Source organism: Lutibacter flavus, assembly GCF_900188355.1.
GTDB lineage: Bacteria > Bacteroidota > Bacteroidia > Flavobacteriales > Flavobacteriaceae > Lutibacter > Lutibacter flavus.
The window spans coordinates 296,601-310,705 of record NZ_FZNX01000001.1 but is presented as its reverse complement, the minus strand read 5'-3'; the positions used below and the strand labels follow the sequence as shown (position 1 = coordinate 310,705).

9 protein-coding genes are annotated in these 14,105 nt (G+C 27.6%); 8 read left to right on the top strand and 1 reads right to left on the bottom strand.

All coding sequences use genetic code 11. The features are described from left to right. Window positions 1-346: 346 nt before the first annotated feature. From CHB63_RS01340 to CHB63_RS01330, 3 genes are all read left to right on the top strand, one after another. Window positions 347-1,042, top strand: a complete 696-nt coding sequence (locus CHB63_RS01340; RefSeq protein WP_089376637.1) for a Crp/Fnr family transcriptional regulator — start codon at window positions 347-349, stop codon at window positions 1,040-1,042. 93 nt (window positions 1,043-1,135) lie between these two features. After that, window positions 1,136-1,831 (top strand): tetratricopeptide repeat protein, encoded by a 696-nt coding sequence (locus tag CHB63_RS01335; RefSeq protein ID WP_089376636.1) that lies wholly within the window; start codon window positions 1,136-1,138, stop codon window positions 1,829-1,831. Beyond that, window positions 1,832-2,365, top strand: a complete 534-nt coding sequence (locus tag CHB63_RS01330; protein ID WP_089376635.1) for a YfiT family bacillithiol transferase — start codon at window positions 1,832-1,834, stop codon at window positions 2,363-2,365. Between the two features lie 6 nt (window positions 2,366-2,371). Here CHB63_RS01330 and CHB63_RS01325 read toward each other — a convergent pair whose 3' ends face one another. Then, the gene (locus CHB63_RS01325; RefSeq protein ID WP_176420185.1) at window positions 2,372-5,026 is read right to left on the bottom strand and encodes a TonB-dependent receptor; all 2,655 of its coding nucleotides are present in this window, start codon (window positions 5,024-5,026) and stop codon (window positions 2,372-2,374) included. A 200-nt stretch (window positions 5,027-5,226) separates the two neighbouring features. On the opposite strand from CHB63_RS01325, the gene CHB63_RS01320 reads away from it, so the two are divergent. The 5 genes from CHB63_RS01320 to mgrA are packed head-to-tail and all read left to right on the top strand — an operon-like array spanning window position 5,227 to window position 13,943. Further along, entirely contained in the window at window positions 5,227-5,700 is a 474-nt protein-coding gene (locus CHB63_RS01320) for an Mpo1 family 2-hydroxy fatty acid dioxygenase (RefSeq protein WP_089377543.1), read from the top strand. Then, entirely contained in the window at window positions 5,701-9,675 is a 3,975-nt protein-coding gene (locus CHB63_RS01315) for an OmpA family protein (RefSeq protein WP_089376633.1), read from the top strand. A 4-nt stretch (window positions 9,676-9,679) separates the two neighbouring features. Continuing rightward, window positions 9,680-10,021: a tRNA-binding protein gene (locus CHB63_RS01310; RefSeq protein WP_089377542.1), complete on the top strand. Its 342-nt coding sequence runs from the start codon at window positions 9,680-9,682 to the stop codon at window positions 10,019-10,021. Between the two features lie 11 nt (window positions 10,022-10,032). Then, the gene (locus CHB63_RS01305; protein WP_089376632.1) at window positions 10,033-12,942 is read left to right on the top strand and encodes an FAD-binding and (Fe-S)-binding domain-containing protein; all 2,910 of its coding nucleotides are present in this window, start codon (window positions 10,033-10,035) and stop codon (window positions 12,940-12,942) included. Window positions 12,943-12,947: 5 nt separating this feature from the next. After that, window positions 12,948-13,943, top strand: a complete 996-nt coding sequence (gene mgrA, locus CHB63_RS01300) for an L-glyceraldehyde 3-phosphate reductase (RefSeq protein WP_089376631.1) — start codon at window positions 12,948-12,950, stop codon at window positions 13,941-13,943. The last annotated feature ends 162 nt before the right edge of the window (window positions 13,944-14,105 follow it).

Here is a 14,105-nt window from a genome sequence, read left to right as displayed (position 1 = left end):
ACATTCATAAAAATTTATACTTGGTGTAAACAAACAACTAGTACATCCTACTAGTATCATTATTATAAAATCTACAAAAAGAAGTGCAGACATTATAATTAGTAACTTAATTGCAATTGCCTTCATAACATAACAGAATTAAAATTAAACAACTTTAAAAATTTCCCAACAATTTTTAAATTGAATGAGTTTTCTCATCATACAAATTTACTTTACAATACTTATTATAACTATTTATTTGAGTCAGCAAATTTTATACAGTCTGGTTTAATTTTTATAATATAATAATGTAATTTTACATTACCTATAATGGAATATTAATTCATTGCAATTACAAATAATTCCTATGCCCGATTTTTTAAAAAAAGAATATAAATTTGACTATAATTTTTTAGATGCAAAAGAATGTTTAAACCAGTTAACCATCAAAGAAAAAGAAGAACTCATAAAGCATAAAACTGACATTGAATTTGAGCCTGGAGAAACCATTATTAAAAGAGGACTTTTAGTTAGTAATATTCTTTATTTAATTGATGGTTTAGTAAAATTAGAAATTATTAACGATGGAAAACCTTGCACTGTTGGCTTAATCCAATCACATTCATTTATTGGTATAATATGCTGTTTTGCATTTAAAAAATTTGATTTCACAGCAACCGCATTAGAAAAAACAAAAGTAAGTTTTATAGATAAAGAAATATTTGAGAAATTTATTAAAACTAATGGTGATTTTGCCCTAGACTTAATAAAACATATGTCTGGTGTTTCAAATGGTTTATTTCATAGAATTACCACATTATCTCAAAAAAATATTGATGGAGCTTTGTGCATATTGTTACTTGACTTTGCCAATATTTATAAATCTGACACATTTGTACTTCCAATAGTGAGAAAAGAAATAGCTAATATGCTAGGATATTCTAAGGAGAGTGTAATTAATACATTATCAAAATTCAATAAAGAAGGAATTCTTAAAGTTGCTGATAGAAAAATTGAAATTTTAAATAGAAAAAAGCTAGTTCAGATAAGCAAATTAGGATAATCTATATTTTAAATTGAAACAAATAGTTTATAAAATCGTCTAAAAGATATCTTTTAGACGATTTTTTTTATTTTTACAATTCAACCAAAAATTATGATGTATCGAAACTTTTTTTTCTTATCAATATTAACACTCTTTATTAGTTGCTCATCACCTGCCAACAGTCCTGAATTTATTAAAAAAACTACAGGTAGATATTTATACAATTCAGATGAAGTTATTGAAGTGTATTTTGAAAATGAAGAACTCTTTTTAAAATGGCGTGGAGCAAACAGTATTAAACCAATGAATGTTGGGAACCAACAGTTTTTTGTTAAAGAAATGAATGAGAAAATTGAATTTTCAACTGATTCTTCAAGTAAAAACCAATTTTTAACTTTAGTTCCAAAAGATGATAACGACACCATTATTAATAACTTTAGAAAGCTTGCAGTTAACGAAAAAATACCAAGTGAATATTTAAAAGATAATGAATTTGATAAAGCACTTGAAGGATATTTAAACATTAAAAAGAATGATTCTTTAGATAACTCTCTAAATGAAAACAACTTTAATTCATTAGGATATAAAGAATTACGTAAAAATAATTTTGAAAACGCCCTTAACATATTCAAAATTAATATGATGCTTTACCCAAACAGTTCAAATGTTTATGATAGTTATGCAGATGCTTTAAAAGTAAAAGGAGACACGCTACAAGCTATTATTTATTATAAAAAATCATTAAAATTAGATTCTGGAAATAGAAGAGCCAAAAGTTTTGTAGAAAAATATGATAAAAAAGAATAGATGCTAGAAAAATTAAAATACCCAATTGGCAAACCTGTTATTCCATCAATTATAACAAAGAATGAACTTACAGAATGGATTAACACTTTGGAAAATTTCCCTCTAAAACTTGAGGCCTTAGTAAAGAATTTAACTAAAGATCAATTAGACACTCAATATAGAGAAAGTGGTTGGACCATTAGACAGGTTATTCATCATTGCGCTGATAGCCATCAAAACAGTTATATCCGCTTTAAATATACTTTAACTGAAGATAAGCCTATAATTAAGGCATATTATGAAGATAGATGGGCCGAATTGTTTGATACTAAATCGGCTCCAATTAATTTATCTTTAAATATGCTAAAAGCGCTGCATGCTAAATGGGTTTATTTGTTAAACGGTCTAAAACCTGAAGAATTGAAAAAAGAATTTATTCATCCGGATGGAAATGAACTTGTAAGCCTTGAAACAAACATTGGTATTTATGCCTGGCATTGTAACCATCATTTTGCTCACATTTATAATTTAATGAAAACAAAACAGTGGGTATAATTTTTTTTAGTGTCTTCTTCCCCATCTTCTATTACCTGAATCCCTTTTACTGCTTTTTCCAGTTGGTGGTTTTAGACTATAAGTAAAACTTAACATTGCATAAGTACCTAAATTAGTTTTAAACGTTTCTTCAAAATAATTGTCAGAACTTGTTCTTTCAATTCCTAAATTTTTATCTAAAATATCAAATATTTGAAATTTCAAATTTCCTCTTTTAGCTTTCAAAAATGCATACTCTACTCCCATATTCCAAATAGGAATTGATTGAGAATCAAAATTATTATCTGTATATAATGAAAAATCAAATTGGGTATCAAAAGTTAAACTATTGGTAAAATCCCAATCAAATTTCGTATAATAATTTTGCATAAAATAATCTCTGTCTTTATCTTGCAACGAGTACGTTGTTTTATTAAAATCGAATTTAGCACCAACTGTTAAATCAACTTTATTTTTATTTTCGTTACTTAAACTTAATCCAACATTCCAACCCTTACTTTTGGTATCATTATTAGCATTATTAATAATTGTAGTATAATCATTTAAATCAGCACCACCTCTAAGCGTATATCTTAATCCAATATTACTTATTTTTTTACTTAAATTAAGATGACCTCTAAAATTAGACTTAGTTCCATAATTTTCAAAAGTTGAGTATTGTATGTAATTATCATCTATACTTCTGCTTGTAACTATGGCATTTGTAGTTTTTGTATAACCTATATATGTAAAAAAACTAGTTGCTCGTTTAAATTCGTGTGAATAAAACATAACACTATAGCTATCCTCTTTTTCTGGTGTTAAACCTGTATTTCCAACTGAAACATATAGAGGGTTAAAGTCGTTAACAATTGGTGTTACTTGATTTGCACTTGGCAATGACGTTTCTTTCTCATATCTAAAACGTACTCTTTTACCTTTCTTATATTCGTAACTAACTGTAGCTCTTGGTAAAAAATTATTATAGTTATTATCAATAAAAGAATCATTATCAACATCTAATTTTTGTTTCATTGTTTCTAAACCTCCCGAAAGATAAACTTGAATTTTATCTTTACTAAAAACATAACCTAATTGATTATTGTACACTTGTTTATTATAATCTAACTGATAAATAAATGGGTTTTGTACAATGTCATTTATGGTTTTAGTTTGATCTAAACTTTCATCATCCTTTTCATTTCTAACACTTGATGAAAAACTAATTAAATGGTGTTCAATTATAGGTTCCATATATCTAAACGAAACATTATAATTTAGCCCTTTATTTTTTTCATCTCTTGTAGTAATTTCATTAGATTCAGAATAATTTGTATTGTTTGATATATTGAACTTATTTAATGATTTTTGAAAATTCATATCAGTATTATCAGAAAAAGAAATTCCGCTTCGAACTCTTAAATTTCTTCCTTTCTCATTTAATTTTTTTCGAAATGAAAAATTTAAACTTCCATTATTTCTATCATCTTCACTTCTTACTGTTCTGTCACTGTTTGTATCTTCGCTATTGTTTTCATTAAAATATACCGTAGAATTATTACTGTCAGATTCTCGTTTATCATTTTTAAAGCTACCTCTAAACTCCAAATATTCTCCTTCTTTTGAGCGATCTCTTAAACTAAAATTAATATTATGGTTATTAGAAATATTCTGGCTATCGTTTTCTCTTTCAGAAGTAAAAGACTCATCTTCTGTAAATTCAGTTCTTTTAGATGACTCTTCTTCTTCTCTATCTGAATAACCATAATGATAATCCAAATTAAAATTCAGGTCTTTTTTAAACTCATAATTATAGTTTGCACCGGCGGTTCCTGTTGTTAAATATCCACTATTACTTCCTCCTCTACTTCCATCTCTTCTAAAAACAGTTGCTCCAGTATTATTGATATTGTTTAGGCTTCCAAACAGCGCTAATTGAGAACTATTTGTAAATCTGTTTAAATCAAAATTTGATGTAAACCTATCATTAGTTCCAATTCCAGCTCCCACTTTACCAAAATATCCAGATTTTTTACCTTCCTTTAAAACTAGATTAATAATTTTAGCTTTTTCTCCATCTTTTATCCCTGTAGTTCTGGTATCGTCACTTTCTTCATCTATAATCTGTACGCTTTTTATAGCATCTGCATTTAAATTTTTAAGTGCAATTGTCATATCATTATTAAAAAATTCCTTTCCATCAACTAATATTTTTGTTACATCTTCTCCCTGAGCATTAACAGTTCCATCCGTTCCTATTTGAACTCCTGGCAATTTTTTAATTAAATCTTCAACATTATCGTCTTGTTTTACTTTAAATGCCTTTGTATTAAAAGCAACAGTATCTTGTTTAATTTTAATTGGAATAATTACATTTATTATAACTTCATCTAATAAGTTAACTTCTTTTTTTAAGGTTATAGGTTCTAAATCAAGATCCGATTTCCCAATAGTTAAAATCCTTTGATCTGCTTGATAAGTCATTAAATAAACCTGAAGCATGTAACTTCCTTCTTTAAATCCAGAAATATTAAACTTTCCATCAGCTCCTGTAGATGTATATTGAACTAACAAAGAGTCATTTGGTTGTAATATTGCAACAGAAACAAATTCCAGTGGTAACTTATCTTCATCTAAAACAATTCCTCTAATACTTTGAGAATAGGTTATTTGTAATGACATAAGAAAAATAAGCGCCATTAGAATTAATCCTATTTTATTACAAAATTTTATCATGAGTAATTTGTTTTTTAAACCTTTATTTAAAAGTCTTATTTTTATACCTTTAAAATCAGTTTAATACTATACAAAATTGCTATAAATAAAAATAAATTCGCTTAATTAAACGTTAATTAAAGTTAATGAGTGTTAACACATTAAATATGAAAACAAAGGAACAATGGTTTGCAGAATATTCAATAAGTCATCAAAACGAAAAAAATCAGTTAATTCATTTTATATGCGTTCCTGCAATATTTTTTAGCATTGTAGGTTTATTAATGTGCATACCAAATAAATTAATTTCAAATACGTTAAATTTAGATAGTCCCATTATTGAAAATTGGGCAGTTTTCATACTTATTTTAATTCATATTTTTTATTTACGAATGTCTTTTAGTACTTTTATAAGAATGTTTCTATTTTCAGTAATTTGTGTTATAGGAAATTACTATTTAGGTGAAAATTTATCGTTATTCTATGCTTCTTTGGCTATTTTTGTAATTGCTTGGATTGGGCAATTTTATGGTCATAAAATAGAAGGTGTAAAGCCATCATTTTTTAAAGATTTACAATTTTTATTAATTGGCCCGGCTTGGGTGTTTGAAAAACTTTCAAAAAAACAGATTACAACTTAAATGAAAAAACTTTTACAATTATACATATTACTATTAACGTGCATAACTTATTCACAACAATTAGAATTTGAAGTATTTAACACTTCCATAAATTCAAAATATGCTGAATTAGGTGTTACTTATTTTGGAACTGATAATGCTTTATTTGCTTCTTCAAAAAAGACAGAAAACGATAAATCTTTTGTAGCAGATAGACGAAGAAATAATAGACAATTATTTGTTGATTTATACATTTCAAATATTAATTCTGAGGGAGATTTAGTTGGCTCAAAAAAATTTACCAACGAAATTAATAATAAGTTTTATGTTTCGGACATCACTTTTTCATCCGATTTAAAAACTACTTTTTTTACTTGGAATAATTTTTACAACACAACAAGTAGAAAAGATTCTGCAAAATGGCAAACATTACACATTGTAAAAGCCGACATAAATCCTGATTTTGAAATCTCCCACATAACAGATTTACCTTTTAATAGTGAGGAATATACAATTAAAAGCCCTGAACTAAGTAAGGATGGAAAAAAGCTTTATTTTGTTTCTGATATGCCAAATGGATATGGGAAATCTGATATCTATGTTGTAGATATAAATAATGACGGAACGTATAGTGAACCACGAAATTTAGGTCCAAATGTAAATTCTCCATATTCAGAAGAATTCCCTCATGTAGATGCCAGCAATACCATTTATTTTTCTTCTTATGGCCATAATTCAAAAGGCGGATATGATATTTTTAGAAGTCAGTTTAAAAATGGTGAATATCAAAAAACTGAACAATTACCAGATCCCATTAATACCAAAAAAGACGATTTTGCCTTTGTTATAGACACCAATTCTAATACCGGTTTTTTCACCTCAACTAGAAAAGGTGGTGAGGGAGATGCCGATATTTATGGTTTTAAAATGGTTGAAAAAGAAATAGAATGTACTCAACTAATTACTGGGCTAATAGTAGATAAGAAAAGCAAAAAAAATGTTAGTGATGCCATAATTTCAATTTTTGAAAATGAAGAACTTCTTAAAACTTTAACAACCAATAAAACAGGAAATTATAGTTTCGATTTAAAGTGTAACGCTAATTATAAAATTACCGCTGAAAAGGAACATTTTATCGCATCAGAAATTGAACTTGAAACTGATGAAACAATTGCATTTGAAATTTCTCAAAATATAGAATTAACACCAATAGATTGTGTTCAATTAGTTGGTGGAGTTGTTTCTAATAAATTAACCAATGATTTATTAGAAGATATAACCGTTAAACTTTATGAAAATGGTGAAATTATAACTACAAAATCTACCTTAAATGATGGTTCTTATAATTTTGATTTAAAATGCAGCACAAATTATTTAATAATTGCTGTTAAAGTAGGGTTTAATCCATCAGAAATTAAAATTAATACAAATGGCAGTTATGAAACTGAACTAACAAAAAATATCGAATTAATTCCGTTAGAATGTAATCAATTACTTGCTGGAAGAGTTTCTAATAAGGAAACTGGCGAACAACTTATTAATGTAGCGATTAACCTTTACAAAAATAACTCGTTAATTAAAACCGAAAAATTAAGTAATGATGGTAAATTTAGGTTAGAATTAAGTTGTGATGAAACTTATACAATAATTGCCGAAAAAGAAGGTTTCCATAATTCAGAAATAGAAATTCTAACAACCAATGATAGAGATTTAAATATTGAAACTAATATTGAATTATCTCCAATAATTTGCAATCAATTAATTTCAGGAGTTATTACAAATAAAACAACTAATGAAGCTTTAACTCAGGTTACACTAAATTTATTTGAAAACAATAATTTAATTGATAGTCAAGAAGTTGAATCAAGAAACGACTATAATTTCAAAGTTGATTGTAGCTCGAATTACAAAATTGTTGCAATAAAAGAAGGATTTTTAAATACCGAAATTGAGTTAAAAACGGATACTCGAAATGATTTTAATCAAGTTAAAAATATCGAATTAATTCCGTTAGAATGTAATCAATTACTTGCTGGAACAGTTTCTAATAAGGAAACTGGGGAGCAACTTATTAATGTCGCTGTTTACCTTTACAAAAATAACTCGTTAATTAAAACCGAAAAATTAAGTGGTGACGGTAAATTTAGATTAGAATTAAATTGTGATGAAACTTATAGAATAATTGCCGAAAAAGAAGGGTTCCAAAATTCAGTATTAGAAATTCTTACAACAAACGAAAGAGATTTAAATTTTGAAACTACTATTGAATTATCTCCAATAATTTGCAATCAATTAATTACAGGAGTTATTACAAATAAAACAACTAATAAAGCTTTAACTCAGGTTACGTTAAATTTATTTGAAAACAATAATTTAATTGACAGTCAAGAAGTTGAATCAAGTAATGATTATAGTTTTAAAGTTGAGTGTAGCTCGAATTATAAAATTATTGCAATAAAAGAAGGATTTAAAAATTCGGAAATTGAGTTAAAAACGGATACTAGAAATGATTTCAATCAAGTTAAAAATATTGAATTAATTCCGTTAGAATGTAATCAATTACTATCAGGAACAGTTTCTAATAAGGAAACTGGGGAGCAACTTATTAATGTAGCTGTTTACCTTTACAAAAATAATTCCTTGCTTAAAACCGAAAAATTAAGTAATGATGGTAAATTTAGATTAGAATTAAGTTGTGAAGAATCTTATAAAATAATTGCCGGAAAAGAAGGTTTTCAAAATTCAGAAATAGAAATTATTACAACAAACGAAAGAAATTTAAATTTTGAAACTACTATAGAATTATCTCCAATAATTTGCAATCAATTAATTTCAGGAGTTATTACAAATAAAACAACTAATGAAGCTTTAACTCAGGTTACACTAAATTTATTTGAAAACAATAATTTAATTGATAGTCAAGAAGTTGAATCAAGCAACAACTATAATTTCAAAGTTGATTGTAGCTCGAATTACAAAATTGTTGCAATAAAAGAAGGATTTGTAAATGCTGAAATTGAGTTAAAAACAGACATTCGAAATGATTTTAATCAAGTTAAAAATATTGAATTAATTCCGTTAGAATGCAATCAAGTTATAACTGGAGTTATTGTTGACGAAAATACAAAAGAGCGATTGAATAATTTAGATATTTCATTATTCCAAAACAATGTTTTAAAAGAAACAATTACACTAAGAAATTTAGAATTCAAATTTGATGTTGATTGTAATGAATCTTATAAAATTGTAGTTAACAAAACAAATTATTTGGATGCAGAACTTGAACTATCAACAAATTCAATTCATAATGCTAGTATTTCAAAAACAATACTATTAACTCCTTTAAAATGCACACAAATTGTATCAGGTAAAATTTTAGATAGAAACACCAGTTTACCAATACCTAACGCTATTATTTCTATTTATAGTAACCAATTAATTTTAGAAACTATAAAACTTGATGAAAATGCTAATTTTAATTTTGAATTGGATTGTAAACTTCAATATGAAATAGTTGCTTCATCCGCTAATTATCAAAATAACGTTTGGAATGTAAATCCTACAAACAATTACAATGAAGAATTTAATAAAACTATTTACTTAACTCCAGTTGAAGAATTTGAAATAGTTCGCAATCAAAAAATGATTAAAACAAATCCTATTTATTTCGATTTGGATAAGGCTGAAATTACTCCTCTGGCAATTTTAGAACTAGAAAAAGTTGTAAGTATCTTGTTAAGAAATCCAGCTTTAAAAATTGAAGTTAAATCTCATACAGATAGCAGAGCACCTGATAATTATAACTTAAACCTATCAAATAGACGAGCTCAATCTGTTGTTGATTATATTATTTCAAAAGGAATAGATTCAAGCAGATTAGCAAGTATTGGATTAGGTGAGACTAAGTTAATTAATAAATGTTCTAATGGCGTTAAATGTACTGAAGCAGAACACCAATTAAACCGTAGAACTGAGTTTGTAATTATTGAAAATTAATATGATTAAACCAGCAATTAACTTTGAAGATTTTAGCAAACTCGATATAAGAATAGGAACTATTATTGAAATTAATGATTTTCCAAAAGCACATAAACCCGCCTACCAATTAACTATTGATTTTGGTTTAATAGGTATAAAAAAATCGAGTGCGCAAATAACAGATTTATACAGTAAAGAATCACTTATTAATAAACAAATTTTGGCAATTGTTAATTTTAAAAACAAACAAATAGCTAATTTTTTAAGTGAATGTTTAATATTAGGTGTTGTTAATAGTAAAAATCAGGTAGTTTTGCTGAAAGCTTCAAAATCAAGTTTAAAAAACGGTGAACAGGTAAGCTAAAATTTCTATTTGTGATTAAAAAACAATTAACTGAACTCTCTAATTTAATAAGTGGTGAATTATTATTTGATAATCTTCACAAAAGTATTTATGCAACTGATGCTTCAGTTTATAGAAAAATCCCACTAGCAGTTGCTTTTCCAAAAAACAGTGAAGACTTAAAATTATTAATCCTTTTTGCAACAAAAAACAACATCACTTTAATTCCAAGAGCTGCAGGAACTTCCTTAGCAGGCCAATGTGTTGGAGATGGTTTAATTGTAGATCTTTCTAAACACTTTACAAACATTAGAGGTTTTGATGAAAACCTAAAAACAGTTACTGTTCAACCTGGTGTTATTAGAGATGAACTAAATTTATTTTTAAAGCCTTTTGGTTTATTTTTCGGACCAAATACTTCCACCAGTAATAGATGTATGATTGGAGGAATGGTAGGTAACAATTCATCTGGAACAACATCTATACAATATGGTGTTACTCGAGATAAAATAATTCAACTAAAAACAATATTAAGTGATGGAACTGAAGCTGTTTTTAACGAATCAACAAAAGCAGCATTCAATCAAAAGAAAATTGGAAACACTTTAGAGAGTAAAATTTATAACACAATTTATAATGAATTATCTTCTGGAACTGTTCAACAAGAAATAAAGAAAGAGTTTCCAAAGCAATCCATTCACCGTAGAAATACAGGTTATGCAATCGATGAACTCATAAAAACATCCGTTTTTTCTAATTCTGAAGAAAAAATTAATCTCGCTAAATTATTGTGTGGAAGTGAAGGAACACTCGCATTTTCAACAGAAATAACCTTACAATTAGATGAGTTACCTCCACCAGAAAGTATTTTAGTAGCTGCACATTTTAATAGCATTCAAGAAAGTTTGGAGGCCGTTGAAATTGCAATGAAGCACAATTTATATATGTGTGAATTAATGGACAAAACCATTTTAGATTGCACCAAAAATAATCGTGAACAATCTAAAAATAGGTTTTTTGTAGAAGGCGACCCTAGGGCTATTTTAATGTTAGAAGTAAAATCAAATTCTATTGAAGAAACTCACAGACAAGCAGAAGCACTTATTTCAGATTTAAAAGAACACAATTTTGGATATGCTTTTCCAAAGCTAATTGGAAAAGACATTAATAAAGCAATTAATTTACGGAGTGCTGGATTGGGTTTATTAGGTAATATTATAGGAGATAAAAAAGCCGTTGCTTGTATAGAAGATACTGCCGTTGAACTAAATGATTTGCCAAATTACATTGCTGAATTTACTGAAATGATGATAAAATTAGGTCAAAATGCAGTTTATTATGCTCACGCCGGTGCGGGTGAATTACACCTCCGCCCTATTTTAAATTTAAAAGATAGCGATGATGTTATTCTATTTAGAACCATAACTACTGAAGTTGCTAAACTTGTAAAAAAATACAAAGGTTCTTTTAGCGGTGAGCACGGGGATGGAATTGTTCGTGCAGAATTTATAGAATTTATGATTGGTGAAAATAATTACCAATTATTAAAAATAATTAAAGCTGTTTTCGACCCTAAGAACATTTTTAATCAAGGAAAAATTATAGATGCTTTTCCTATGGATAAAAATCTTCGTTATGAAATTGATAGAACAGAACCAGAAATTAAAACCATTCAAGATTTTTCAGACAGTGAAGGAATTCTAAAAGTTGCCGAAAAATGCAATGGTTCTGGAGATTGTAGAAAACCAGTTTCCGCAGGAGGAACAATGTGTCCGAGTTATAGAGCAACAAAAAATGAAAAAGACACCACAAGAGCTCGTGCCAATGCTTTACGCGAATTTTTAACCAATTCAGACAAAGTAAATAAGTTTGATTATGAGGAGCTAAAAGACGTTTTCGATTTGTGCTTAAGTTGCAAAGCTTGTGCAAGTGAATGTCCAAGTAATGTAGATGTTGCAGCATTAAAAGCTGAGTTTTTATTTCAATATCATAAAGAAAACAAACCTTCTTTTCGAACAAAATTGTTTGCCGAAAATGTAAAATACAATAAATTAGGAAGTTCGTTTCCTTTTATTACAAATCTTGCATTAAACAATTATTTCACTAAAAAAATAGTAGGTATAGCAACGGAACGTAGCATTCCAAAATTGTATAAAACAACTTTAAAAAAGTGGTATAAGAACAATACAAAAAGACTTCATACAACTAAATTTAAAAATGGAGAGGTTTATTTATTTTGTGATGAATTCACCAATTATTACGATGTTACTATTGGAATAGATGCTATTGAATTATTAACAAAACTTGGATATAAAGTATTAATAATTAATCACGAAGAAAGCGGTAGAAGTGCTATTTCAAAAGGTTTCTTAAACAACGCAAAAGTGGTAATTGATAAAAATATTGAAATTTTTAAAGACCTAGTTTCAGAAAAAAATCCACTTATTGGAATTGAACCTTCAGCTATATTAGGTTTTAGAGATGAATATTTGAGATTGGCTGATGATAAAATTTCAGCAACAAAAATTTCTAAAAACACATTTACTTTTGAAGAATTTATTAAAAATGAGTTTGAAATAGGCAACATAAAATCTTCAAGTTTTACAAATAATCCAAAAGAAATAAAAGTTCATGTACACTGTCATCAAAAATCATTAAGTACGAGCGAAGCTACTTTTTCAATGTTAAATATTCCAATAAATTATAAACCAACCATTATGAATACTGGTTGTTGTGGAATGGCTGGTTCTTTTGGATATGAAAAAGAACATTATGACCTTTCTATGCAAATTGGAGAAGATACCTTGTTTCCAAAAATTAGAAATATTGATAAAACTGTAGAGATTTCAGCGTCAGGAACTAGTTGCAGACATCAAATAAAGGATGGAACAAAACGAACAAGTAAACACGCAATAACACTATTAAAAGAAGCATTAAAATAATACATATGAGCAAGAAGAAATACATAGCTAACGAAACTAGATATGAAAAAATGAAGTACAGACGCACTGGAAAAAGCGGATTATTATTACCGGAATTATCATTAGGATTATGGCACAATTTTGGTAAAAATGACGATTTTAAAAATGCAAGAAACCTATTAAAATGTGCTTTTGATAACGGTATTACCCATTTTGATTTAGCAAATAATTACGGTCCTCCTTATGGATCTGCAGAAACAACTTTTGGTAGAATATTAAAGAAAGATTTTAAAAAATATAGAGATGAATTAATAATTTCATCAAAAGCTGGTTATGATATGTGGCCTGGACCTTATGGAGAATGGGGCTCAAAAAAATATTTAATGGCTAGTTTAGACCAAAGTTTAAAAAGAATGGGGTTGGATTATGTAGATATATTTTATTCTCATAGACCTGATCCGGAAACACCTTTAGAGGAAACTATGGGTGCGTTAGATTTAATGGTACGTCAGGGAAAAGCATTATATGTTGGAATTTCAAATTATAGTTCAGAAGACACTGAAAAAGCTTCGGAAATATTAAAAGACTTAGGAACACCTTGCTTAATTCATCAACCAAAATACAACATGTTTGAACGATGGGTTGAAAATGGTTTGTTAGATACTATTGAAAAAGAAGGAATTGGGTCTATTGCATTTTCGCCTTTAAGTCAAGGTATGCTTACAGATAAATACCTAAATGGTTTCCCTGAAGATTCCAGAGCTGTAAAAGATGGACGATATTTGAACACAGATCAAATTAATAAACAACTTGTAAAAATTAAAGGGTTGAATGAAATTGCAAAAGAAAGAGGTCAAAGTTTGGCTCAAATGGCAATTTCCTGGATTTTAAAAGATGACAGAATTACTTCGGTATTAATTGGAGCCAGTAAAACTGAGCAAATTTTAGATAGTTTAAAAGCAATTGATAATACTCAATTTTCAAAAGAAGAATTGATGAAAATTGAGAGCGTATTAAAATAAAGAATTGTTATTATGATACTGTTACACTGAGCTTATCCTAGTGTTTACCTACCATATAATTATTCTTTAAACTAAAAGTTTTCGACAAGCTCAAAATGACATCAATAAAAAGCAAAAAGGGACGCTTATAAATAAGCATCCCTTTTCTAAAGTACATTCGCC

What these genes read in the sequence shown, in the direction of transcription:
- CHB63_RS01340 (WP_089376637.1), top strand. Translation starts at nt 347, where the DNA reads ATGCCCGATTTTTTAAAAAAAGAATATAAATTTGACTATAATTTTTTA.
- CHB63_RS01315 (WP_089376633.1), top strand. Translation starts at nt 5,701, where the DNA reads ATGAAAAAACTTTTACAATTATACATATTACTATTAACGTGCATAACT.
- mgrA (WP_089376631.1), top strand. Translation starts at nt 12,948, where the DNA reads ATGAGCAAGAAGAAATACATAGCTAACGAAACTAGATATGAAAAAATG.
- CHB63_RS01325 (WP_176420185.1), bottom strand. Translation starts at nt 5,026, where the DNA reads ATGTCATTACAAATAACCTATTCTCAAAGTATTAGAGGAATTGTTTTA.
- CHB63_RS01320 (WP_089377543.1), top strand. Translation starts at nt 5,227, where the DNA reads ATGAAAACAAAGGAACAATGGTTTGCAGAATATTCAATAAGTCATCAA.
- CHB63_RS01330 (WP_089376635.1), top strand. Translation starts at nt 1,832, where the DNA reads ATGCTAGAAAAATTAAAATACCCAATTGGCAAACCTGTTATTCCATCA.
- CHB63_RS01335 (WP_089376636.1), top strand. Translation starts at nt 1,136, where the DNA reads ATGATGTATCGAAACTTTTTTTTCTTATCAATATTAACACTCTTTATT.